The sequence below is a fragment of the Nocardioides agariphilus genome, from assembly GCF_015352445.1.
Classification (GTDB): domain Bacteria; phylum Actinomycetota; class Actinomycetes; order Propionibacteriales; family Nocardioidaceae; genus Nocardioides; species Nocardioides agariphilus.
The window spans coordinates 44,952-68,984 of record NZ_JADKPO010000024.1 but is presented as its reverse complement, the minus strand read 5'-3'; the positions used below and the strand labels follow the sequence as shown (position 1 = coordinate 68,984).

Annotated in this window: 24 protein-coding genes; 19 read left to right on the top strand and 5 right to left on the bottom strand. The window is 67.8% G+C overall.

All coding sequences use genetic code 11. The features are described from left to right. Positions 1-202 precede the first annotated feature (202 nt). The 4 genes from ISU10_RS16660 to ISU10_RS16645 form a co-directional block, all read right to left on the bottom strand. Positions 203-589, bottom strand: a complete 387-nt coding sequence (locus tag ISU10_RS16660) for a nuclear transport factor 2 family protein (RefSeq protein WP_194697548.1) — start codon at positions 587-589, stop codon at positions 203-205. A 178-nt stretch (positions 590-767) separates the two neighbouring features. After that, on the bottom strand, positions 768-2,036 hold the full coding sequence (locus ISU10_RS16655; RefSeq protein ID WP_194697547.1) for an MFS transporter: 1,269 nt from the start codon (positions 2,034-2,036) through the stop codon (positions 768-770). Further along, positions 2,033-2,917: an AAA family ATPase gene (locus tag ISU10_RS16650; protein WP_194697546.1), complete on the bottom strand. Its 885-nt coding sequence runs from the start codon at positions 2,915-2,917 to the stop codon at positions 2,033-2,035. Before ISU10_RS16650 ends, ISU10_RS16655 begins: the two co-directional genes overlap by 4 nt. A 3-nt stretch (positions 2,918-2,920) precedes the next feature. Next, positions 2,921-3,988, bottom strand: a complete 1,068-nt coding sequence (locus tag ISU10_RS16645) for a cupin domain-containing protein (protein WP_194697545.1) — start codon at positions 3,986-3,988, stop codon at positions 2,921-2,923. A gap of 229 nt (positions 3,989-4,217) precedes the next feature. Between ISU10_RS16645 and ISU10_RS16640 the strand changes: the two genes are divergently transcribed. The 17 genes from ISU10_RS16640 (at position 4,218) to ISU10_RS16560 (ending at position 21,671) form a co-directional block, all read left to right on the top strand. Then, positions 4,218-6,011 (top strand): ABC transporter permease, encoded by a 1,794-nt coding sequence (locus tag ISU10_RS16640; RefSeq protein WP_194697544.1) that lies wholly within the window; start codon positions 4,218-4,220, stop codon positions 6,009-6,011. Positions 6,012-6,095: 84 nt separating this feature from the next. Next, positions 6,096-7,205 carry an ABC transporter substrate-binding protein gene (locus tag ISU10_RS16635; protein WP_194697543.1) on the top strand — a complete coding sequence of 370 codons (1,110 nt, stop codon included), beginning with the start codon at positions 6,096-6,098 and terminating at the stop codon, positions 7,203-7,205. 106 nt (positions 7,206-7,311) lie between these two features. After that, a complete protein-coding gene (locus ISU10_RS16630; protein WP_194697542.1) occupies positions 7,312-8,493 on the top strand; it encodes a cupin domain-containing protein in 1,182 nt (393 codons plus the stop codon). Further along, positions 8,486-9,610 carry a cupin domain-containing protein gene (locus ISU10_RS16625; protein WP_194697541.1) on the top strand — a complete coding sequence of 375 codons (1,125 nt, stop codon included), beginning with the start codon at positions 8,486-8,488 and terminating at the stop codon, positions 9,608-9,610. Before ISU10_RS16630 ends, ISU10_RS16625 begins: the two co-directional genes overlap by 8 nt. A 2-nt stretch (positions 9,611-9,612) precedes the next feature. Next, entirely contained in the window at positions 9,613-11,892 is a 2,280-nt protein-coding gene (locus tag ISU10_RS16620) for an AAA family ATPase (protein ID WP_194697540.1), read from the top strand. Continuing rightward, on the top strand, positions 11,889-12,446 hold the full coding sequence (locus tag ISU10_RS16615; protein WP_194697539.1) for a cupin domain-containing protein: 558 nt from the start codon (positions 11,889-11,891) through the stop codon (positions 12,444-12,446). The genes ISU10_RS16620 and ISU10_RS16615 overlap by 4 nt, the downstream gene beginning before the upstream one ends. 32 nt (positions 12,447-12,478) lie before the next feature. Beyond that, complete coding sequence (locus ISU10_RS16610; protein ID WP_194697538.1) at positions 12,479-13,087, top strand: cupin domain-containing protein; 609 nt, start codon at positions 12,479-12,481, stop codon at positions 13,085-13,087. Continuing rightward, entirely contained in the window at positions 13,084-14,304 is a 1,221-nt protein-coding gene (locus ISU10_RS16605; protein WP_194697537.1) for an ABC transporter ATP-binding protein, read from the top strand. The genes ISU10_RS16610 and ISU10_RS16605 overlap by 4 nt, the downstream gene beginning before the upstream one ends. A gap of 2 nt (positions 14,305-14,306) precedes the next feature. Beyond that, the gene (locus tag ISU10_RS16600) at positions 14,307-14,981 is read left to right on the top strand and encodes an RraA family protein (RefSeq protein WP_370865541.1); all 675 of its coding nucleotides are present in this window, start codon (positions 14,307-14,309) and stop codon (positions 14,979-14,981) included. Next, the gene (locus ISU10_RS16595; protein WP_194697536.1) at positions 14,978-16,045 is read left to right on the top strand and encodes an RraA family protein; all 1,068 of its coding nucleotides are present in this window, start codon (positions 14,978-14,980) and stop codon (positions 16,043-16,045) included. The genes ISU10_RS16600 and ISU10_RS16595 overlap by 4 nt, the downstream gene beginning before the upstream one ends. After that, positions 16,042-17,022 carry an amidohydrolase family protein gene (locus tag ISU10_RS16590; RefSeq protein ID WP_194697535.1) on the top strand — a complete coding sequence of 327 codons (981 nt, stop codon included), beginning with the start codon at positions 16,042-16,044 and terminating at the stop codon, positions 17,020-17,022. Before ISU10_RS16595 ends, ISU10_RS16590 begins: the two co-directional genes overlap by 4 nt. Positions 17,023-17,070: 48 nt before the next feature. Continuing rightward, complete coding sequence (locus tag ISU10_RS16585) at positions 17,071-18,027, top strand: DODA-type extradiol aromatic ring-opening family dioxygenase (RefSeq protein ID WP_194697534.1); 957 nt, start codon at positions 17,071-17,073, stop codon at positions 18,025-18,027. Between the two features lie 11 nt (positions 18,028-18,038). Next, the gene (locus tag ISU10_RS16580) at positions 18,039-18,728 is read left to right on the top strand and encodes an RraA family protein (RefSeq protein ID WP_194697533.1); all 690 of its coding nucleotides are present in this window, start codon (positions 18,039-18,041) and stop codon (positions 18,726-18,728) included. A 2-nt stretch (positions 18,729-18,730) separates the two neighbouring features. Next, positions 18,731-20,002, top strand: coding sequence for a Rieske 2Fe-2S domain-containing protein (locus ISU10_RS16575; RefSeq protein WP_194697532.1), 1,272 nt, complete (start codon positions 18,731-18,733; stop codon positions 20,000-20,002). Next, positions 19,996-21,153 (top strand): zinc-dependent alcohol dehydrogenase, encoded by a 1,158-nt coding sequence (locus tag ISU10_RS16570; RefSeq protein ID WP_194697531.1) that lies wholly within the window; start codon positions 19,996-19,998, stop codon positions 21,151-21,153. The genes ISU10_RS16575 and ISU10_RS16570 overlap by 7 nt, the downstream gene beginning before the upstream one ends. Next, positions 21,146-21,340 (top strand): DUF4177 domain-containing protein, encoded by a 195-nt coding sequence (locus ISU10_RS16565; RefSeq protein WP_194697530.1) that lies wholly within the window; start codon positions 21,146-21,148, stop codon positions 21,338-21,340. The genes ISU10_RS16570 and ISU10_RS16565 overlap by 8 nt, the downstream gene beginning before the upstream one ends. Before the next feature lie 7 nt (positions 21,341-21,347). Then, positions 21,348-21,671 (top strand): 2Fe-2S iron-sulfur cluster-binding protein, encoded by a 324-nt coding sequence (locus ISU10_RS16560; RefSeq protein WP_194697529.1) that lies wholly within the window; start codon positions 21,348-21,350, stop codon positions 21,669-21,671. On the opposite strand, the gene ISU10_RS16555 is transcribed toward ISU10_RS16560, so the two are convergent. Further along, positions 21,662-22,132, bottom strand: coding sequence for an RpiB/LacA/LacB family sugar-phosphate isomerase (locus ISU10_RS16555; protein WP_194697528.1), 471 nt, complete (start codon positions 22,130-22,132; stop codon positions 21,662-21,664). The genes ISU10_RS16560 and ISU10_RS16555 overlap by 10 nt on opposite strands. Positions 22,133-22,179: 47 nt before the next feature. On the opposite strand from ISU10_RS16555, the gene ISU10_RS16550 reads away from it, so the two are divergent. Both ISU10_RS16550 and ISU10_RS16545 read left to right on the top strand, forming a co-directional pair. Next, positions 22,180-22,500, top strand: a complete 321-nt coding sequence (locus ISU10_RS16550) for a 2Fe-2S iron-sulfur cluster-binding protein (RefSeq protein WP_194697527.1) — start codon at positions 22,180-22,182, stop codon at positions 22,498-22,500. 246 nt (positions 22,501-22,746) lie between these two features. Then, the gene (locus ISU10_RS16545; protein ID WP_194697526.1) at positions 22,747-24,033 is read left to right on the top strand and encodes an aromatic ring-hydroxylating dioxygenase subunit alpha; all 1,287 of its coding nucleotides are present in this window, start codon (positions 22,747-22,749) and stop codon (positions 24,031-24,033) included.

Genomic DNA, 24,033 nt, shown 5'->3' with positions numbered 1-24,033 from the left:
CTGTGCCCCTACCACCACGACCGAGCCCACGACCCCACCTGGACCGTCACCTACCACCCCAACGGCACCACCACCTTCCACCGACGCCAATAGGATGCGATCGATGGTTCGCTCCATCGTCGGCGAGCTCCCCGAGGCTTGCGTCAATAGCGCGATGACGCATGGCGTGGCTGGGTGCAGTGGCGAGCCCTCCACCGAAAGGTCAGCGAGAGATTCGGGTGGCCTGCGACCACACGGCTTGCCAGCGGCCGTCGCGCCACTCGTAGAAGTCCGTGTGCCAGAAGAGTCCTCGGTCAGTCCGCCCCGAAACAGCTATGTCGATGCGCGCCTGATAGCGCACAATCCCGACCTCGCCGGACAAGCGCACGGCAACGTCCGAGGCGGCCTCGAAGACGTGGTAATCCAGTTCGCCGGACTCGATTCCAGTGAGGTAGTCCTGCTTGGACAGAACGGCCCCGCCAGGGGTGACCAGCTCGTAGTCGTCCGCATGGAGTGACGCCGCAACGGCCATGTCGCGATGAACCAAGCAGTGGAGTCGACGGCGCTCGACTTCGCGCAGCTGTTGGGCTTGTGCGGTCGCCTCGGGCATCTGCTCACTATCGGCCGTGCTGGATCGAGATGTCCATGCGAGCCGCTGGTGACGCGTCGTCGCGACTCCAGGACGCTGGGTCGAATCCTCGACGTACCTGCTACAGGAGTTCGACCGAGATCACCTCGGTGCGTACCCGCTGTTATCTGGGCGCTTGGCCGCACCATCGAGGCGAGGACTAGGGAGTCGAACGCCCGTCAACCGTGATCGAACCCGCCCGCACGACAACCCGAGAGAAGGCGGGGAACCTCCACCAGATCAGCAGGACGCCGAGGATGCAGGCAATACCCCCGGAGAGCACTGAGAAGGTGACACCGGCGAGCGCTGCGACGGCTCCGGCCTCGGCGTCGCCCAGCAGCGGACCTCCAGAGACGACCGCCTTGTTGACCGAGGTGATCCGGCCGCGGAGGGCATCGGGTGTGCTGAGCTGGACCATCGTGGCGCGCAGGACCGAGGAGACCATGTCGGAGGCGCCGCCGAGCATGAGGCACGCGACAGCGAGCGGTAGGGACCGCGACAGGCCCAGGCCGATCATGGCGCCGCCCCACACGGCGACGGCGATCAGGACGCCCAGGCCTTGGCGTTGGACACGTCCGATCCAGCCGGAGGTGAGTGCACACAACAGCGCGCCGGCGCCGGGGGCGGCGTAGAGGATGCCCACGGTGGCCGCCGTACCTCCCAGCACCGAGAGGCCGATCGCGGGGAAGAGAGCGCGCGGCAGGCCGAAGACCATCGCGTTGATGTCGATGAGGAACGTCGACCGCACCACGCGCTGACGGGCGACGTAGGCGACGCCCTCGCGCAGCGACATCCAGCCGGCCGCTCGGCCGCCGCCCTCGGGCACCAACGAGGGGAGGCCGCGGAGGGTCAGGACGCCGGCGACGTACGCCGCGACGTAGAGCCAGTACGTCGTCGACAGACCGAGCGAGGCGATGAGCACGCCGGCGATGGCGGGGCCGACCAGCTTGAGGGTGTTGCTGAGGAGCTGCTGCAGGGCCAGGGCGGCGGGCAGCCGCTCGAGACCGATGAGCATCGGCATCGCCGCCCTGCGGGCCGGTGTGTCGAAGCCGGAGACCACCGCCTGGGCGATGGCCAGCACGAAGATCGGCCACAGGGCTGGGTGCGGCAGCGCCGCGTTGACGGCGAGGCCGAGACCGAGCACCGCCAGGCTCGACTGGGTCAGCAGCAGCACGCGTCGCCGGTCGTTGGCGTCGGCCACCACTCCGCCGATCAACGCGCCCCCGATGAGGGGACCGAGCTGGCACAGGCTGACCAGGCCGACCATCAGCGACGAGTGCGTCAGCTGGTAGACCTGCACCGGCACGGCCACCTGGAGGATGCTGCGGCCGAAGGTGCCCAGACCGTCGCCAGCCCAGAGCCGGCGGTAGTGGGCCGAGTGCCTCAGGGGTGAGAGGTCGACGGCGACTGACCGGAGACGCGCCTTCACCAGGTCACGATCTCCTTGGCTGCTCGCACCAGGTCATCGCGCACCAGCAGCTCGGGGTCCAGAGCCAGCTCGGGCCGGACGCTGAGTGCGTGGAGGGCCAGCTTGCGCGCACGGCGGCCGTCGATGCCGAGGGTGATCGCGGCGAGCTCCTCGTGGAGCGCGGAGTCAGAGGCAAGCGGACGAATCCCCGGCCACAGCACCGCCACTTCGGCCATCGTCGAGCGGATGATCGCGGTCAGCGCGGGTAGGTCGGGCAGCTCGGTGTGCACGACCAGATCGGACCGTGACAAGAAGGCCTCATCGATACCGGCCGGGAAGTTGCTGGTGCACAGCACCAGCACCCGCGGGCTGGTACCGCGCAGCAGGTCGAGCCCGGCCAGCACGGCGTCGGTGGCCCGGTGCACGTCGACGGGGTTGGCCTCGAACGACGCCGCGCTGCGTCGGACGGCGAAGGCCTCGACCTCGTCGATGATCACGACCGTGTGGGGTCGCCGCGCGGCGATCTCGGGCAGCGTGTCGGAGAAGAGCCGGCTGATCGCGCGCTGGCTCTCCCCGAGCAGCTCGCTGGGGAAGGAGTGGGGATCGACCTCCACCAGCGTGGTGGCGCCGCGCGTCGACAAGGCGAGTGCGGCCTCCTGCGCCAGCCCCTGGCACAGCGTCGACTTGCCGGTCCCCGGCGGTCCCGACAGGAGCACGAGTCCGTGTGGCGGACCGGAGAGCTGGGCCAGGGCCGGAGCGTGACGGAGTACGAGCAGGGCGGTGCCGAGCAGCCGCTCGCGCAACGAGTCGGGGACGACCATCGACTCCCACGGACCGCGGTGGTGGTCGGCCGGGAGCACGTGCAGGCCAGTGATGCCCTGCGGCAGCCGCGCCTCAGCCATGACTCACGGCCAGGTCGGGCGGGTCAGCTCCGGCCACTCGACGGATGTCGGGTCGCCCGCCTGCCGGTCGCGGATGTGGTCCGGCGGCTCCTCGAACAAGACGAGAGGGTCGGCCAGCACCCGCATGGTCTCGAGCAGGCTGTCGAACATGTGGATGCGCACGACCTTGGCGGTGTGGTCGGGGTCGTCGTTGAAGTGCTGGTGCCACAGGAAGTGGTCGACGACGATCAGGTCGCCCTTCTTCCACGGATGCTCCGTGCCGCCCTCGGGCTCGGTGCCGAGGTAGGAGTGGCCGCTGCCCTCGACGACGTAGAGCCAGGCCTCGCCCGGGTGCCGGTGCATCGACTGCGCGCGCCCCGGAGCGATCTCGAACATCGCCATCGTGATGCCCGAGGCCTCGTAGCCGATCGCCCGGTCGAGCAGGAACGTCGTGCGCGTGCCCCGCGGGGTGTTGAGCAGCTCGAGATCGTCCCAGCTGGTGTGCAGACGGCCCCCCCGCCGCGACGCCTGCTGGCGGTGCACGCGACGGAGGCGCCGCGCATAGGGGTCGTCGCCCTCGACGGGATCGGAGTAGGGCGGGCGTGGCGGCAGGTCGGCGTACTCCGCGTCGCCGCGGTCGTCGAGCACCGACATGCCCATGGTCTCCAGCAACGGCTCGCAGGAGAAGGTCAAGTAGCGCGCGGGCTCGGTGCCGTCATTGCCCGAGCGGTGCCAGGCCCAGGCCGGCAGGTGGAGCGAGTCGCCCGGACCCCAGTCGATGCGCTGGCCGTCGATCTCGGTCCAACCCCAGCCGGCGACGACGAACACCATCGCGTCCCACGAGTGCCGGTGGATCGAGGTGCGAACTCCGGGTGGGAACTCGTGGCACAAGGCGTCCATGGTGCGCGTCGGCCGGTCGCCGTCGGAGCCGACGTAGACACCGAGGCGGTGTCCCCGCTCGCTGTCATGCATGACGACATCAGCGACGGCGACGACGTCGCGCTGGTTGCCGCGCCAGTCCTCGAGGAACTTTGCGCGCCTGCCTTTCTGCACGTGGTAGTGAGAGGTCTGGGTGGTAGTTCGGGTCGTCACAGGCGCTCCGGCTCGACAGGTTCAGGATGGGCGATTGGTCTAACCATATGCTTGACAGTCCAACGGCGCCAGCGTTACCTTCCTGAAACGCCGACGCCCGGCCCAGCACGAGTGAGAGAGAGACCAGTGGTCACTGTTGTCCTATGCGGTCAGTGGCCATCACCTCGCGCGACCAGGCGTCGGCGGCTGCCCTGTCTGGTGATCCCCATCGGCTCGGCCGGCTGAACCGATGACCGCGACCCAGCAACCCGTCGTGAGCGGCCCGCAGCCTGGCCAGACTCTGACCGGCTTCGCGTTCCGCGCGTGGGACTGGGCGCGGGCCAACTACCTGGCGATCTTCATCGCGCTGGCTTTGCTGTGGGTCGTGGCCATCCCGATCGTCTCGGTGATCAACTTCAGCTTCCGCGACGGCACGCCTGCCCTGCCCGGCGGCTTGACCCTGCAGAACTATCGCGACGCCTACGGCAACCCGCAAACCCTGCCGGCGTTGAAGAACACAGTCATCTACGCCGTCGTGGTCTCGATCGTCTCGCTGGCGATGGCCACGTTGTTCGCCTGGCTGCTCGAGCGCACCGACATGCCATTTCGCAACCTGGCATGGGTCCTGATGCTCCTGCCGATCGCGATGCCCGGGATGCTCTCGTCGATGGCGTGGATCCTGATGCTGAGCAACCGCGTCGGCGTCCTCAACGTGGGCATGCGCAACGTGCTCGACCTCGTGGGGATCCACCTCACCTCGGGTCCGTTCAACATCTACTCGATGTACGGGATGATCACCGTCGAGTCGCTCAGAGGCAGCTCGACCCTGTTCTTGATGATGGTCGCCGCCTTCAGGGTGATGGACCCGGCGCTCGAAGAGGCAGCCAGCGCGGCGGGGGTGAAGAACTCCCGGATCTTCCGCAAGATCACGCTGCCGATGGTGTTCCCTGCCCTCCTGGCGGCCGGCACCTACGCGCTGATCGGCAACCTCGACGACCTCGACACCCCGCTGCTGCTGGGCGTGCCCGCCGGCATCTACCTGTTGCCGACGCTGATCTGGTTCACCTCGTCGCAGAACGCGGAGTGGGGCCTCGCCTCGGCGTACACGGTGTTCTTCCTCGTCGTCACCATCGCCATGGTCGTCGTCTACTACCGCGTGGTGATCCGAAAAGCAGGGAGCTTCGCGGCCATCACCGGCAAGGCATATCGTCCGCGGCGGATGAGCCTGGGCAGGTGGCGATATCCCGCGCTCGGCGTGTTTTTCTTCTACTTCATCGTCACGATCGCCCTGCCGATCCTGATCCTCCTCTGGGCCTCGCTGCTGCCCGCATACGAGCCGCCGTCGGCCGAGGCCTGGCACCTGATCAGCCTCGATAAGTACAAGGAAGTGCTCGACGCGCCGCAGATCGTGAACTCGGTCTGGAACACCGCCAAGCTCGCCGTCATCACGGCCTTCGTCACGATGATCCTGGCGTTCCTGGTGTCGTGGCTCGTGGTCCGCCAGCGGGTGCGCGGAGGCATCGCCCTCGACGCGATCTCGTTCGTGCCGCACTCGATCCCGTCGGTTGCCATCGGCGTCGCGCTGATCGCCTTCTACCTCAACCCCTGGACGCGGTGGTCCCATATCTACGGGACGATCGCGATCATGGTCCTGGCCCTGATGACCAGGTTCATGGCCTTCGCCACGCGCACGACGAACTCCTCGATGACACAGCTGGGCTCTGAGCTCGAGGAGGCCGGATACGTCAGTGGAGTCGGCAAGCTGCGCGTGATGCTGCGCATCACCTTCCGGCTGCTCACCCCGGCGTTCGTAGCAGGCTGGATCTGGATCTTCGCCCACACCATCAAGAACCTGAGCATTCCGCTCATGTTGGCCACGCCCAACAACGGCACGATCGCGACCAGCTTGTACTTCTACTGGCAGCGCAAGGCCGACTTCTCGCTGGCATCTGCCCTCGGCGTCATGTTGATCGCCGTCTTGGCCCTGCTGGCCATTGTCTCTCGGCGGATCATCGCCACTGGATTCACGCAGAACGATGAATAGGTACCTCGGGAAAACGGTGAAGCAGCAAACCGACATCAATCGCCGCCCAATGACGGACGACGACGTTGAAACGAGGAGACACGAGTGAAGCGCATCATTCCATGGGCCGTCATGGTGCTGTTCTCGGCGTCAGCACTGGCCGCTTGCGGTGGAGACGACGGGGGAGAGGACGGCGGGGGCAAGACGTCGATCGCGGACATCATGGCCGTCAGCAGCCACGACGAGCTCGTCGACCTGGCCAACAAGGAGGGCAAGCTGGTCGTCTCCACGTCGTTCACCGAGGACTCGATCCCCGCTGTCGAGAAGGGCTTCGAGAAGCTCTACCCCGACATCGACCTCCAGATCACCGAGCAGACAGGCGACGACGACAAGCGCATCCTGCTGGAGATCCAGGCCGGCCAGTCCGAGCAGGACGTCATGCACCTGAGTGCGGAGAGCTACGAGGACTACGTCCCGTACTTCCAAGACGACATCGACCTGTCGTCCCTGATCGAGAAGGGGGTCCTCGACATCGCTCCGGAGATGGTGAACCCCGAGCACAAGTCAACCCTGGCGGTTGGCTCGGGCATCGGCGCCTTCGCCTACAACCCCTCGACCTACACCGAGGACCAGGTCCCCAGCACCTGGGACGACTTCCTCAAGCCCGAGTTCAAGGACAAGAAGTTCATGGTCGACATCGAGCCGGCCAACCTGGCCTGCCTCGGTGTGATCTGGGGCGAGGACAAGCTCCTCGAGTACGCCAAGGCGATCAAGGACCAGAACCCGATCTGGGTGCGTGGTGACACCAACTCGCTGACGTTGATGGCCGCAGGGGAGTACGACCTGCACGCGTTCAGCAACTACCACTCGGCGTTCCGGGTCTCCAGGGAGTCCGACAACATCGCGATCAAGATCATCGAGCCCGTCCCGGTCCGCATCACGCAGATCGAGGGCACCCGCAAGGGCGCTGCCCACCCGGCAGCGGCGCTGCTCTTCCAGGAGTACACCGCCGGTCCCGAGGTTCAGCAGATCCTCGACGAGGACGAGCCCCGGCAGTCCTCGATCTACGCACCGGGCTCCGAGCTCAACAAGCTGACCGAGGGCATGGAGGTCTCCGTCATGGACTGGACGCACTTCAGCGACCAGGCCAAGTGGGAGGCCGCGATCTTCGACACCTGGGGCTTCCCGAGTGCCGAGGTCAAGGAAGAGGACTGACCCGCAGGACCAACCCGGCCGTCGACGGGCTCCCCCCACCCGCCGTTCGCGCCACGCCCCTCGCCACTTGGCGAGGGGCGCCCGACCCCGACGGAGGATGCCGCGGTTGAACGCGACAAGCACCGACACCGATCAATCAGCTCAGCTGGACACACTGCAGCCCTGGAAGCAGGACCACTCGCAGTACCCCGACGTGGTCAAGCGGCTGGTCTACCAGAACATGGAGGACAGCCGTGCGGACTCCCTGCCTCACGTGCTGGATCAGCTGCCCATGAAGCCCACGGTGCAGGGCATGGACAGCCCGCACCAGGCCGGTGATCACATCTCCTACGAGATGCTCACCCGGGCCCCGCACTACCTGCTGACCAGCCACTTCACGGGCATCGCCCCGAAGGCCCCCGTCCGCGGCATCCACCGGCACATCAGCGCACCGACGTTGTTCTGCCTCGAGGGACGAGGCTGGGAGAGCAACGACGGGGTGATCTACAACTTCGACATGCACGACCTCTTGATCGTCCCGCCCTACACCGCGCACCAGCACGGAGGCGACGAGGACGAGTACGCCCTGATCTACGTACCCGAGACCGGCCGCGTGCACCACCTGATGGGCCTGGTCTGGCGCGAGCAGATCAAGCTCAACGAGAAGCCGAGCTTCCCCCAGGGCACCAAAGGCCTCTACAAGGACGGCCAGCTGATCGGATACCGCATCGAGAAGGGCGTCCTCGGCATCACCGAGGACCTCGACGTCCTGCTCGGCAGCGAGCCCAAGCGCGAGGCCACCTTCAACGCGCGCCGCGAGGCACCACCCTGGGAAGGCGAGGTCGCCAACACCTACGACAAGTACCTCAAGCTGATGCACGACGAGGCGCAGTTCTGCCGCGAGGTCGACCACGTCGTGCGCGCCAAGCTCACACCATGGGAGATGTCTCGGCACGGCAAGATCCGCTGGTACGTCCACCCCGACACCGTCACCGCGTCGAAGCAGAAGTGGATCTACATGCAGGAGATCCCGGCTGGCAGCCGCTCGGGGCGTCACCGGCACGTGCCCGAGGAGCTGATCTACGTCGTCCAGGGCGAGGGCTACGACATCCACGACGGCAAGCGCTGGGACTGGAAGGCCGGCCAGATGATCTGCGTGCCGACGATGACCGACCACCAGCACTTCAGCACTGGTTCCGAACCCGCCATCCTGTTGAGCACGATGCCTGCCCACTACACGTTCCTGGGTCTCGGTGGCATCGAGCAGATCGAGAACGCGCCCGAGTGGGAGGAGGAGCTCGATGACTGAGGTCCAGCGCGAGAAGGAAGCCGTCGAGCTCACCACCAGCGAGGTCGACCCCCGGCTGTACTACGACTACGAGGGCCGGTTCATCAAGCAGAAGCTCGAGCGTGACCGGATGCGGCTGCTGCCGCGCGTCGTACCGCCTCAGCTGTTCGCCCCCGGTGGCCACGCCCTCGGCGACGTACGTGTCTTCGAGCGGTTCACCGCCGGCCCGATCTCGTCGCTCACGTGCAGGTTCCTGAGACTCGGACCTGGCGAGTCGACTCCCCTCGAGCGTCGCATCCCATCGCTGACGGTGTACGTCCTCGAGGGCAGCGGCACGGTCACCCAGGACGGCGAGGTCTACGACTTCGGGCCCGAGGACGTGCTCTTCGTGCCGCCCTACACCACGCACCGGATCACCGCCGGCGACCAGGGCCTGAGGGCCTGGGTGCCGGAGAGCCGGCTGTGGCACGTGCTCGGCCTTCTCTACAGCGAGCACTACGAGCCCCAGCACGTGCCGGGTGAGGTCGAGCTGGTCAAGGACGCCGACGGCGAGTGGTCGGGCTACAAGTTCCCCAAGGGGCTCCTCGGCCTCGACAGCGACCTGATGGTTGACAAGGGCGCGAACGCCAAACGCGAAGAGGTGTTCGCCGCTCGCGACCGAGGCGAGCGGCTGGCCAAGCCGGTCACCCAGTACGACGACTTCGTCGACCGGCTGGGCCGCGAGAAGGAGCAGCGCGACAACAGCACGCGGGTCTTCAAAGCCGCGGATGCGGCCTTCGAGAACACGCGCCAAGGTCAGCTGCGCTACCGCGTCGACAACTGGGCAGGACTGCACGGCCACGACCTCGACGTCGCCGACTACGTCATCAACCCTGGTCACAGCACCGGCAAGCATCGGCATATCCCCGAGGAGCTGCTGCTGGTGGTGGCGGGCCGCGGCCACGACGTGCACGACGAGTCGGAGCACCCGTGGAAGGCCGGCGATCTCATCTGCATCCCGCCGATGACCGAGCACCAGCACTTCAACGACGGCGACGAGCCCGCCCGCCTGATCAGCGTCTGGTCACACCATCCGGCCAACGAGTTCCTGGGCGGCATCCAGCACATCGAGGATGCCTCCAGCTGGAGCGAGGGGTGACGGTGACCGACTCAGGCGCGACCGAGAACCCGGGTCCGGACGACCTGGGGCCGGCGGTGACCGTCGACCTGGTCGCGGTACGGCTCGCGCACGGCGACCTCGACGAGGACCACGAGCACACCGACGAGCACCACCACCACGACCATGGCCACAGCCACGAGGCGACGTCCGACGTCTGCATGATCGACGCTTCGAGCCTGGCCACCATGGGCATCGACGACAAAGGTGTCGTCGAGGTGTCGACGACCCGGGGCCGCACGTTGCTGCTCCGGGTCGTCGCCGACCCCCACCCGACCGACCCGCCGTCGGTGCGACTGAGCCGCGCTGCGCTGCGGGTCCTGAAGGCTGCGTCGGGCGAGGCCGTGCAAGCCCGCAAGGTACAGGTCACCCAGGCCAAGCGGGTGGTCCTGGAGCCGCTGGCCCCACTGACCCGCGGTCTGACGACCTACGAGGACGAGCTCAGCGACATCCTTGGCGGCGGCCAGGCGCTGGTGCAGGTCGGCATGCTCGTCACCGCGGAGCTCTCCGACTTCCGCCGGCCCGTCTACTTCCGGGTGCTCTCGTCGTCACCTGAGCAGGCGGTCGTGGGTCCCGACACCCGGATCGTGCTGCGCACGAGCATGCTGTCGCCGGGAGCATCAGCCAACCTGGTGACCTTCGACGATGTCGGCGGCCTCGACAAGGAGGTCGACCAGGTCCGGGAGCTGATCGAGACGCCGTTGATGTACCCCCACGTCTATGACCATCTGGGCATCAACCCGCCGCGCGGCATCCTGCTGCACGGGCCGCCCGGAGTCGGCAAGACCCACCTCGCCCGGGCGATCGCCAACGAGATCGGGGCGCACTTCCTCTACGTCAACGGGCCCGAGATCCTCAGCTCGGTGCAAGGCGGCACCGAGGCCAACCTGCGCTCGATCTTCGAGGAGGCGATGGAGAGCGCCCCGTCGATCGTGCTGATCGACGAGCTCGACGCCATCGCGCCGCCACGCCGCGACACCGGTCACACCGACGCGCGCATGGGCACGCAGCTGCTCTCGCTCTTGGACGGCTTGGTCAGCATGGAGGACGTGATCGTCGTTGGCACGACGAACCGTCCCGAAGCGCTCGATCCCGCGCTGCGCCGCCCCGGTCGTCTCGACCGCGAGCTGCTCATCGGTCCACCCAGCGTGGCCGGGCGCCTGGAGATCCTGCGCATCCACACCCGCGGCATGCCACTGGAGCCGGATGCGCAGACGTGGCTCCCGGAGCTCGCCGCGCTCACCCACGGCTACACGGGTGCCGACCTGGTCAACCTGGCGCGCGAGGCGGGGCTGCACGCCTTGCGGCGCCATGCCGGTCCCGGGCTGAGGGCCCTCGCCGCTTCTGGTCACGACACTGCCCACGTCCTGGTGACCCAAGACGACCTGTTGCACGCGCTGGGACAGACCAAGCCCTCGGCACTGCGCGAGGCAGTCGTCAACAGTCCTGGCGTCTACTGGTCCGACATCGCCGGGCTCGACGATGTGATCCAGCACCTCAAGGACACCGTCGTGATGCCGCTGCTGCACCCGCAGGCGTTCCTGGACGTGGGTCTGTCGTCCTCGTCCGGCGCCATGCTGCACGGGGCCTCGGGCACGGGCAAGACCATGCTTGCCATGGCGCTGGCCGAGGAGTCGGGTGCCAACGTGGTCGTGGTCAACGGGCCGGAGATCTTCAGCAAGTGGCTGGGCCAGTCCGAGGAGGCCATCCGCGACGCCTTCCAGCTCGCTCGTCAGTCTGCGCCGACCATCTTGATCCTCGACCAGCTCGACGCGATGGCTCCTCGCCGCACGTCGGACTCTGCCAACCCCGCCTCACAGCGCGTGGTCAACCAGCTCCTCATCGAGCTCGACAGCGTCCAGGGCGGACAGGTCGCGGTGGTGGCCCTCACGAACAGACCCGAGCTCGTCGACCCGGCTCTGTTGCGGCCCGGCCGGCTGGGCACCCGGATCCACGTGCCGCTGCCCGACACCGAGGGACGCGCGGCGATCTTGCGCACCAAGCTGGCAGCGTTCCTCGAGGTCGCGACAGACACCGAGCTCGACTCCGTCGTGGACGAGGTGGCGGCCCGCACCGAAGGTCTCAGCGGGGCCGACCTGGCGGCGATCTGCGACGCCGCACGGCTCAACGCGCTCCACGAGTCCGGGTTCGCGCGCAACGTCGCCGTCACCGCCAAGCACCTCGACGCCGCTTCGAGGCACTACGTCGACCAGCAGATTGCAACCGAGATCCCCCTCACCGATCCCCAAGGAGCAGACCGATGATCCGCTACGACGAAGCCGACAACCAGCCGGCTGACCGCCCTGCCGGCTCGTTCTACGCCCAGGATCTGGCGGCGGCAGCAGACCTGAACCGTGAGCGGCAGAAGCCGCACATCATCAAGGCCCAGGACATGGTCGTCGAGGACTGTGCGCAGGGGTTGCTGACCCACATCGCCAATCCCACACTCAATGCACTCGACTACGACATCGACGCCTACATCCAAGAGCTGCCGCCGGACGGCCGCTCGGGCAAGCACCGCCACATGGCCGAGGAGTTCATCTTCTTCCTGGAGGGCCGCGGCTACTCGCTGCACTGGGATGTCGACATCGCCGAGATGGGCGAGACCTTCAACTGGAAGATGGACGACGTTCCCAAGCGCTTCGAGTGGGAGGCCGGCGACTGGATGTTCATCCCGGTCAACACCGCCCATCAGCACTTCAACCTCGACGGGGACGAGCCGGCTCGCTTCCTCAGCGCCACCTCGCGGGTCTTCAAGTGGCTCGGGGTCCATGACCTCGAGCAGCTCGAGGCCGCCCCCACCTACCGCGGCTACTGATCCGCCCACCACAGACCGAGAGGCACCAGCACATGTCTGAGACCGAGCAGACTTCAACCGCGACGACCGAGACCGAGCTCACCGCCAAGGTCGAGCGGCACTACGAAGGAGGGCGCGTCTTCGTTCGCGCCATCAAGAGCGGCAAGTACAGCCTCCTCGAGGAGCGTCGCCGCCAGCGTGAGGGACCGCGTGTCTACAAGACCTCGGCGAACCCGTGGAAGAACGGGCCGGTCAAGTGGAACAAGACCCTACTCAACCCGAGCATGGGACTGATGCAGACCTTGCAGGCGGCGTTCGAGGAGCTTGCCCCCGGAGGCAAGTCCCAGAAGCACGGCCACCAGAACAGCGCGCTGATGTACGTCCTCAACGGCTCCGGCTACGACATCCACGACGGCGAACGCACCGACTGGGAGGCCGGCGACTGCCTGATCGTCCCCCCGGGGGTCGTCCACCAGCACTTCAACTCCAGCGACGAGGTGCCGGCGCGGATCCTGGTCTTCAAGTCGAAGCCCCTCTACAACTTCGCCGGGCTCAACTTCCAGGAGTTCGTCGAGCTGGCGCCCAAGGAGGCTCGCGCGGGCTGGGAGGACTTCCACCCCGGCGAGTGGGAGGCCAACGGCTCGCACGGCGGGTCCTCATGAACGACGTCTCACTGAGCGTCATCGACCTCTTCAAGCGCTATCCGGGAGCCGACGAGGGCGTCAACGCTGTCGACGGCGTCAGCTTCGACGTCGAGGAGGGCCAGTTCTACACACTGCTGGGCCCCTCGGGGTGTGGCAAGACGACGACGCTGAGATGCGTAGCCGGGTTGGAGCGCACCGACAGCGGCACCATCGTGTTGGGCGGCCGGCCGGTCAACCAGGTCACGCCCAAGATCTTCGTCCGGCCTGAGGAGCGCGACATCGGCATGGTGTTCCAGAGCTACGCGATCTGGCCGCACATGACGGTGTTCGAGAACGTCGCATTCCCACTGCGTGGCTTCGCCCGTAGCCGCAAGCACCTGCGCCGTACGGAGATCAACGAGCGGGTGACCAAGGCGCTGGAGACGGTGCAGCTCGGGGCCTTCGCCGAGCGTCCTGCACCGAAGCTCTCCGGTGGTCAGCAGCAACGCCTCGCCCTCGCGCGCGCGCTCGCTCTCGAGCCGAAGCTGCTGCTGCTCGACGAGCCGCTGTCCAACCTCGACGCCAGCCTGCGTGAGCTGATGCGCACCGAGCTCCGCCGACTTCAGCGCCAGGTCGGGGTGACCACGCTCTACGTCACCCATGACCAGCAAGAGGCGCTGAGCATGTCCAACCGAGTGGCCGTGATGGAGAACGGCAAGATCGTGCAGGCGGCCCGGCCGCGCGAGATCTACCGCCGACCGATCACCAAGTTCGTCGCCTCCTTCGTGGGGCGGACCAACCTGATGGACGTCACGATCATCGGCAAGGGCCAAGGCGACCACCTGCGACTCGACACCCCCGCCGGTGTGGTGGAAGCCATCTGCCCCGCCGACATCCGCGACAACGACGAGGCCCTGCTGTCGGTCCGTCCGGAGAACATCCAGCTGCACGCCGCGCGGCCCCCGGAGGGCACGCCCAACGTCTACCCGGGCATGGTCGAGTACGTGCTGTTCCTGGGTGAGTCCTGCGAGTACCAGGTGCGGGTGGGCCACCAGCAGCTGATCTGTCGGGTGAACCCCGACATCGTGTTCCGTCGTCGTGACGACGTCTTCGTCGAGCTTCCGACCGAGCACTGCGTGGTCGTCTCCGACGAGCACGGCACGACACCGGAGACGCGCCAAGACGAGGAGGACGACGACGACGAGTTCGAGACCTTCGGTGTCGACCCGTTGTCTGCCCCTCTGGAGTCGGTCTGACCGTGGACGAGGGCGCGGGGACCGCAGCAGTGGCGGGGGTGTTGTCGGGGCTCGGCACGGCCACGCTCTCCGACGCCCTCGACCGGCTCGGACTGCCCGGCAGTGCACTCGGCATCTCCGCACTGGCGCCCGGCCAGCGGATGGCCGGACCGGCGTTCACCGTGAGGTACGTGCCGGTCGGCGCGGTTCGCGGCACCGTCGGCGACTACATCGACGACTGCGAGCCCGGACAGGTCGTCGTGCTCGACAACGACGGGCGCCTCGACTGCACCGTGTGGGGAGACATCCTCACGACCGTTGCCCACGTGCGGGGCCTTGCCGGTACGGCGATCGACGGGGTCTGCCGCGACGTCGCCACGCCCTTGGAGCTCGGCTACCCGATGTATAGCCGGGGGCGCTTCATGCGGACCGGCAAGGACCGGGTACAGGTCGCCGAGGTCGGTGGCGCCGTCACGCTCGGCGACGTCCGCGTGGCTCCGGGCGACCTCGTGGTCGGCGATGACGATGGTGTCGTCGTCGTGCCTCAGGACCGTGCGGAGGAGGTGGCGGCCACGGCACTGCGGATCAGCGAGGCCGAGGACCTGATCATCGCCGCCGTACGGCAGGGGATGACCATCGCCGAGGCCCGCCGCCAGCATGGCTACCACTCGCTGCAACGTCCGGAGGAGGACTCGTGACGTCATCGCCCCTGGTCGCGGAGGACTGCCTCCACCTGGGCACCTCGACCTTGTTCGAAGCCTCGAAGGGTCTGGCGCGAGCCCTCGACCCCGGCATCCGGCCGGTCTGGAACGGCGCCGCGGTGTGCGGCCCTGCCTACCCGGTGGCGTGCGTGCCAGGGGACAACCTGGCGATCCAGCATGCAGTCGAGCTCGCACCTCCGGGCTCTGTCCTGGTCGTCGACGCCGCCGGGCTGCTGCTCGGCCACTGGGGCGAGGTCTTGTCGTGGGCCGCGTTGGTGCAGGGCATCCGCGGTCTCGTGATCGACGGAGGCGTGCGCGACATCGACTCACTCGAGCAGATGGGCTTCCCGGTCTTTGCCCGCGGGGTGTCGATGAAGGGCACCGTCAAGAAGGCGATCGGGTCGCTCGGCACCGGCGCGGAGGTCGGCGGCGTCGCGGTGAACCTCGGCGACCTGGTCGTCGCGGACCGCGACGGGGTCATGGTGCTACCTGCCACCGACGTCGACTCGGTGCTCAGCGCCGCCCATTCTCGCGAGGCGCACGAACGTGAGGTGATCGAGCAGCTCAAGCAAGGCGGGCGGATGCTCGACCTGTTCGGGTGGCGCGGCCTGGCCGACCCTGACGCGCCGGTGGGGGAGCGGTCCGGGGCGACGGGCCGTTCGGTCCACCTGCCCGGGGTCTCGCACAAGGCGCCCATCCCCGCCGGGGCCAAGCTCGGACAGCTCTTCTTCTCCTCGGGCATCAGCGGCAAGGATCCTGAGACCGGCAAGGCCCCCGAGCATGTCCGCGACGAGGCGAGGCATGCCTTCGCCAACATGGCGGCGTTGGTGCGGGAGGCCGGTGGCGACATCGGCGACATCGCTCAGGTGACGGTGTTCCTCAAGGACCGCGACGACAAGGCGTACGTCGATGAGTCGTGGCTCGAGATGTTCCCCGATGCCGAGGATCGCCCGGCTCGCCATGCCGTGAAGGGCGACGGGCCGCAGCGGCTCCAACTGCAGATCGTCGCTGTCATCGACCCGATCACCCGACCTGCGAGCCAGCGGGGTGAGACATCGTGATCGTCGATGTGCACGGGCACACCGTGGCGCCCGCGGAGATGTATGAGTACCAGGCCAAGCTCTTCGCGCGGCGCTCGCCGTTCAGGGGTCCGAAGATCTCCGACGACCAGCTCGAAGCCAAGTTGGCGGGTCATCTCGCTCTGCTCGACTCCGGTCAGATCGACGTCCAGTTCATCTCACCCCGGCCGTACACGATGATGCACTCGCTGTTCGGTGCCGACGTCGTGCGCTCGTGGACGACCTACGTCAACGACATCATCCACCGACAGGTCGGCCTCCACCCCGACCGGTTCAGGGGGGTGGCCGGACTTCCGCAGTTCCGGGTCACCGATCTCGGTCCGGCGATCGCGGAGCTCGAGCGGACCGTCACGGACCTCGGGTTCGTCGGCTGCCTGCTCAATCCCGACCCCTGCGAGGGCGACGGCACATCGGTGCCCGGCCTCGGCGACCGCTACTGGTACCCGCTGTACGAGAAGCTCTGCGAGCTCGACGTGCCGGCCCTCATCCACTCGGCCAGCTGCAGCTCGCCGCGCGAGTCCTACTCGCTGCACTTCATCAACGAAGAGAGCATCGCGGTGCTCGGGCTGGTCAACTCCCAGGTGTTCGACGACTTCCCGACACTCAAGGTGGTCGTCGCCCATGGCGGTGGTGCGATCCCCTATCAGCTGGGCAGGTTCCGCGCCGGCGGCCTGAAGTCCGGTCAGGTCGACTTCACGGTCCGCCTGCGCCGACTGTGGTTCGACACGGTGCTCTACTCTGCCGACGGCCTCGAGCTGCTGTTCAAGGTGGTCGGTCCCGACCGGTGCCTGTTCGGCACCGAAGCGCCGGGCACCGGTGCTGCCGTCGACCCGGCCACCGGGCTCTCGCTCGATGACCTCAAGCCGGTGATCGACGGGCTGTCGACGATCACTGACGACGACCGAAGGCTGATCTTCGAGGAGAACGCCAGGGCCGTCTACGGCAGGGCGTTCTCGTGACCGCCTCCACAGTTCCGCAGTCATCCAGCAAGGGGAGTTGATCGTCTGATGGCAACGATCGTCATGGGTCTGGGCACCTCGCACGGCTCGCAGGTGAGCCTGACCCCGGACTGGTGGCCCAGGCACGGTGAGCTCGACCGCAAGCGCACCCGCTACGACGAGCTCGTGCAGGAGCGTGGAGACGACCTGGCGCCCGAGCTCACCGAAGAGGTGTGGCAGCGCAAGTACGACGACGTGCAACGCGCGGTCGGCAAGCTCGCCGAGGATCTCCAGGGCGCAGCCCTCGATGCCGTCATCGTGGTCGGCGACGACCAGGCCGAGATGTACAGCGAGGACAGCATGCCGGCGGTCGCCGTCTACTGGGGCGAGACCGTGGCCGATCTCCCCCGCGACATGACCAACGTGCCGGCGTCCCGGGCCGCGGCGATGTGGGCCAAGCACAGCGCGGTCCGCGAGGACTACCCGGTTGCGACCGACCTGGCCCGCCACATCATCGAGAGCCTGATCGCCGACGGCTTCGACGTCGCCCAGCTCAAGGTCCAGCCGGAGGGCGAGTCGCTCGGGCACGCGTTCACCTTCGTCCGGCTACGCCTGATGGGAGACCGCCTGATCCCGATCATCCCGGTCATGCTCAACACCTACTTCCCGCCCAACCAGCCGACCGCTGCGCGCTGCTACGCCCTGGGGCAGGCGATCAAGCAGGCCGTCTCCGCCTGGCCGGCCGACATGCGCGTCGGGGTGGTGGCCTCAGGGGGACTGAGCCACTTCGTGGTCGACGAGGCGCTCGACCGCGCGGTCCTCGAGGGCATCGGCGCCAAGGATGTCGATGCCCTCGGGGCCCTGCCCGAGGCCAAGTTGCAGTCGGGCTCGTCCGAGATCAAGAACTGGCTGGTGGCCGCTGGGGCTCTCAGCGACCTCAGCTTCGAGGTCGTCGACTACGTGCCCGGCTACCGGTCGGCAGCCGGCACCGGATGCGGGATGGCGTTCGCGCGCTGGACGGCGTAGGCAACGACTCCATGGCTACCACCGACCACCTCGCCCGGCGCTTCGAGACGCTCGACACCTGTGTGGTGTCCGACGCCATGGACAGCCTCGGGTTGAGCGGATGGCTGGAGTCGATCGCCCCCATGTGGGGCTGCGGCCGGGTCGCCGGACCGGTTCGCACCATGCTGCTGCGCCCGGTGACTCCCGAGCAGCCGGCCCCACCCTCGCGCGTGCACCTGGGGTGCCGGGTTGTCGAGGCGAGCAGTCCCGGCGACATCGTCGTGGTGGCCCACCAGGGTCGCCTCGACTCCGGTGGGTGGGGCGGGCTGCTCAGCGCCGCGGCGTACGTCGCGGGCATCCGTGCCGTGGTCGTCGACGGCGCGAGCAGGGACATCGAGGAGGCCGAGCAGATCGGGCTACCCCTGTTCGCCAAGGCCGGTACGCCGGTGAGCGCGCGCACGCGGTCGGTTGAGGTCGACATCGAGGTGCCGGTGGAGGTCGCCGGGCTCGAGGTGCGCCCGGGCGACTTCCTGGTGGCCGACCGCACAGGTGTGCTCGCGATAGCCAAGGACCGCGTGGCCGACGTGCTCGCCCGCGCCGAGGAGATGCACCAGGCGGAGACGCGGATGCGTACCGCCATCACGTCCGGAGTGCCGGTGTCGCAGGTGATGGACAGCAGGTACGAGTCGATGACAGACGCCACACAGGATGCGAGGAGGTAGCGATGCTGTCCCCTGAGATCAACCGCTTGCTCACCGAGGTGTCGCCAGGCACCGGCATGGGCAACGCGCTGCGCCGCTACTGGCTGCCCGCCCTGCTGTCGAGCGAGGTGGCCGAACCCGACGGTGCTCCGGTGCGCGTGCGGATGCTGGGTGAGGACCTGGTCGCCTTCCGCGACACGACCGGCGTCGTCGGCCTGGTCGACTCCAAGTGCCCGCACCGGCGGGCGCCGATGTTCTTCGGCCGCAACGAGGAGTGCGGAATCCGGTGCGTCTACCACGGTTGGAAGTTCGACGCCGCGGGCAACTGCGTCGACCTGCCCTCGGAGCCGCCCGACAGCATCTTCAAGACCAAGGTCAACATCTTGGCCTACCCGACGTGGGAGGGCGGCGGCATCGTCTGGGCGTACCTGGGACCGCGCGCCGAGCTGCCGCCCTTCCCGGCGTACGAGTGGCTGCGCGCGCCCGACACGCACGTGCGCTCCTCCAAGACACTGGAGCACGCCAACTACCTGCAGGCACTCGAGGGCGGCATCGACACCGCGCACTCGTCGTTCGTGCACAACAACGACCTCGGCAATGCCAGCCGGCTCAAGAGCCAGAACACCCACCCGCAGCTGGAGGTCGAGCAGACGGGCTACGGCTTCCGCTACGCCGGCATCCGGACGCTGGGGCACGACCAGAAGTACGTGCGGGCCTACCAGTTCTTCCTGCCTGCCATGCAGATGCGCGCGGCATTCATCGACGGCCAGGGTGAGCCCCGCAAGACCCAGACGCTGCGTGGCCACATCTGGGTGCCGGTGGATGACGAGTGGACGATGGTCTACAACTGGGTCTGCGGTGCCGACGGTGACAACCCGATCTCCGACGAGCTGTGGGAGAAGCACGAGAAGGCCGCCGGGCGAGGTGCGGACGACTTCATCCCCGGCAGCTACCGGCTCAAGCGCAACCTCGACAACGACTTCCTCATCGACCGCGAGATGCAGCGCACCCGCACCTACACCGGCATCACCGGACTCAACACCCAGGACTTCGCGGTGCAGGAGGGCATGGGCGCGGTCTGTGACCGTTCGCAGGAGCACCTCGGTACGTCGGACCGCGCCATCATCGTGGCGAGGCGGATGCTGCGTGAGGCCGTTGATGACGTGGCCGAGGGACGCCGTCCGCTCGGCGTTGAGACCGACGAGCTGCGACTCGTGAGACCAGCCGAGGCGATCCTCGACGGGCCGCTCCCGTGGCAGGAGGCCATGAAGGACCTGCTGAGCGCCCAATGGTGACCTCCAAGACCTACTCCGCCGTGGCCTACGGGCAGGGGCGGTTCGAGTTCCGCGAGCTACGGCTGCCCAAGCTCGGCGACGCCGACGGGATCCTGCGCGTCGAGGCCTGCGGGGTGTGTGGCAGCGACCTGAAGAAGTACCTGTTGGCGCGGCCGCCCACGGTGCTCGGCCACGAGACCGTCGGGGTCGTGGAGCAGGCCGCGCCGATCGCCGAGGAGCGATGGGGGGTCCTGGAGGGAGACCGGGTGCTGCTCGAGGAGTACCTGCCGTGCGGGCACTGCCGCTACTGCCGCGGCGGCGAGTTCCGGTCGTGCGCGATGACCGACAACACTCGCGTTGGTGCCCTGCGCTACGGCTCGACGCCGGTCGAGGTGCCGCCCGGGGTCTGGGGTGGCTACAGCCGCCACCAGTACCTCCACCCCAGCTCGGTGCTGCACCGGGTGCCCGACAGCGTGAGCTCGGCGCACGCGACGTTCGCGATCCCGCTGAGTAACGGCATCCAGTGGGCGCAGTACGACGGCGGGGTCCGGGCCGGTGACGCGGTGCTGGTGCTCGGACCCGGCCAGCAGGGCATTGCGTGCGTGCTGGCCTGTCGGCAGGCGGGCGCCAGCCAGATCTTCGTGTCGGGGCTGACGAAGGACGCCGAGCGGCTCGACCTGGCGACCAAGCTCGGGGCGACTCGCACCATCGACATCGACCGCGAGGACGTTGTCGACGTCATCCACGACGAAGCGCCCGAGGGCTCGGTCGACCTCGTCATCGACGTCAGCGGCGGCGGGATCAGCACGTTCATGGCCGCCCTGAGGTCGGTGCGCGTGGGAGGTACGGTCGTCATCGCCTCCGGCAGCCCCAAGAGCCCCGGCGACCTCTCGCTGCTGGACTTGTCGCTGCTCCGCAAGAAGCGGATCAGCGTCCGGGGCGCACGTGGCCACAGCTTCGAGGCAGTTGAACGGGCCCTGTCGATGATGTCGAACGGTGATGCCGGTCTCGACCTCGTCTCGAGCCCGCCATGGGCCCTCGCCGACATCGGGGCTGCCATGGAGGCAGCGACCAGTGCCCAGGGCGCCGCCTCGCTCCACACGGTGATCGACCCGTGGCGCGAGGATCAAGACAGCAGTTCCCAGCCAGCCAACGGGGGGCGTCGTGGTTGAGTACAAGGTCGTTGACGTCCGGGCGACAGGAGTGATGCCCGGGGTGGTCGGGGAGCAGGTGGAGACCGTGCTCAACGAGGTCAGTGCCGACGGATGGCAGCTGCACATGATCCAGCCCGTGATCTACAACTCCGCCACGACGGGCTACCTGCTCCTGATCCTGTCCCGCGAGACGGCGGATCACTGAGCCGCACGTGCCCAAGGTCATCTACGTCAGCGCGAGCGGCGAGCGAAGGGTGGTGGACGCCGGGGTGGGTGACTCGGTGATGATCACGGCCGTGCGCAACGGCGTACCCGGGATCATCGGCGAGTGCGGGGGCAACAGGTCCTGCGCCACCTGTCATGTGTGGGTCTCCGACGAGTTCCTCGAGCTGGTCGGGCCGGCGGAGGACCTCGAGGACGACATGCTCGACCTCGGGGTGTCGGACCGCCGCAAGGGCAGCCGCCTGTCGTGCCAGATCCCGGTCAGCCAGCAGCTCGACGGGATGGTCGTCGAGATACCCCCCAGTCAGTCCTGACGCCAGTCCTCACCCGGGTACGGTCGGGACTCAAGAGCAGCGATCTGGTCGAGCCGCGCCTGGTGGACGCCTCCTCTGAACGGCGTCTCGAGCCAGGTGGTGATGACGTCGAAGGCCAGCTCCGGTGTGACGACCTTGGCGCCGAGGACCAAGACGTTTGCGTCGTTGTTGCCACGCGAGATCTCTGCCGCGAACGTGGAGTAGCCCAGTCCTGCGCGGATACCGCGCACCTTGTTGCAGGCGATCACCTCGCCTTGACCACTGCCGCCGATCACCAGACCCCAGTCGGCCTCGCCCGACACCACCAGCCTGCACACCGCGAAGCACAACAGCGGGTAGTCGACGACGCCTTCGAGGTGGGAGCCGCGGTCGATGACGTCGTGCCCGTCGGCGGCGAGCCGACGGACCAGCTCGGCCTTGAGGGGGAGCCCGTTGTGATCGGCGGCCACTGCGATGTGCACAGTAGGAGATTAAGGTATATTGGTCAGTCCATACAACAGGAGGGTGTGTGCCCCAGGTCGTCTACGTCGATCCGAGCGGGTTCCGACGATCCGTCGACGCTGACGCGGGTGACACCGTGATGACCGCCGCCGTGCGCAACGGCGTTCCCGGCATCGTCGGCGAGTGCGGAGGGCACATCTCCTGCGCGACCTGCCACGTCTGGCTGCGTCCCGAGTACGTCGACCTGAGCGGCGAGATCGGCGACATGGAGGAGGACCTGCTTGACCTGGGCGTGGCTGAGCGCCGGCAGACCAGCCGTCTGGGCTGCCAGGTGGTCATCACCGACGAGCTGGACGGCCTGACGGTCGACGTCCCTCCTCCCGCCTGACGCCGAGTTGCTCGAAGCGCCCGCGCGACTTGCTTGAAACGGACCCTCGAGCTGCGCCATTCGCTGCCTCGCCCGCCCGGCACTTGGCGCAACTCGCGTGTGCGGGCGGCGCAACTCGCGCAGGGGGAGCCGAAAGGGACCGTGGCGCTGTAGCGCACTAATGGACTAACATTCAAACCGAGCAAACGACAGCTCACGGCGTCGACAGCCGCCTGACCGCCAGGCTCGGACTGAAGGGGAACGACGTTGCTACGTCCCGAGATCAACGAGCTGCTGACCGAGACCGGGCCTGGTACGCCGATGGGCGAGCTCTTCCGCCACTACTGGCTGCCGGCGCTGCTGGCCGAGGAGCTGCCCGAGGACGACGGCGCTCCGGTCCGGGTCAAGATCCTCTCCGAGCGGCTGATCGCCTTCCGGGACACCTCGGGTCGCTACGGGCTGATGGACGAGTTCTGCGCCCACCGCGGCGTCTCGCTCTGGTTCGCGCGCAACGAGGAGAACGGTCTGCGCTGCCCCTACCACGGCTGGAAGTACGACGTGACCGGCCAGTGCCTCGAGGTGCCCTCGGAGCCCGAGGCCAGCAACTTCTGCGCCAACGTGAAGCTGAAGTCCTACCCGCTGGTCAAGGTCGGCGACATCTTGTGGACCTACCTCGGCGACCCGGAGAGCCAGCCGCCACTTCCGGAGTACGAGTTCGTGCACGTGCCGGAGTCGCAGACCTACACCTCCAAGCGCTGGCAGGAGAGCAACTGGCTGCAGGCGCTTGAGGGCGGCATCGACTCCAGCCACGTCAGCTTCTTGCACTCGGGCCAGCTCAACACCGACCCGCTGTTCAAGGGCTCTCGCGGCAACGACTACAACAAGGGCGACCTCAAGCCGTACTTCGAGGTCACCGACACCCCGGGTGGGTTGTTCATCGGAGCGCGCCGCAACGCCGAGGAGGGCCATTACTACTGGCGGATCACGCCGTGGGTGATGCCGAGCTTCACGATGGTGCCGCCGCGGGCCGACCACCCCGTGCACGGCCACATCTGGGTGCCCATCGATGACGAGAACTGCTGGGTGTACACCTTCGACTACCACCCGGTGCGCCCGCTGTCCGACGACGAACGGTCGGCGATGCGCGCCGGCCATGGCGTGCACAGCGAGAACATTCCCGGCACCTACCGTCCGATGGCCAACAAGGACAACGACTACCTGATGGACCGTGAGGCCCAGAAGCGCAACGAGCACTACTCGGGAGTGAAGGGCATCGCCATCCAGGACGCCTCCTTGCAGGAGTCCATGGGGCCGATCGTCGATCGCACCAAGGAGCGGCTGGTGGCCACCGACACCGGGATCATCAAGGCCCGCCAGAAGCTGCGGAAGGCCGTGATCGCACTGACCGACGATGGCGTCGTACCTCCCGGAGTCGACCCGGAGCACCACCGGGTCCGCTCGGTCTCGGTCGTGCTGCCCCACGACGTCGCCTTCATGGAGGCCACGGCCGAGGACGCATCCGTTCGTCCCGGCGTCGCCCAGACCACGGTGTGA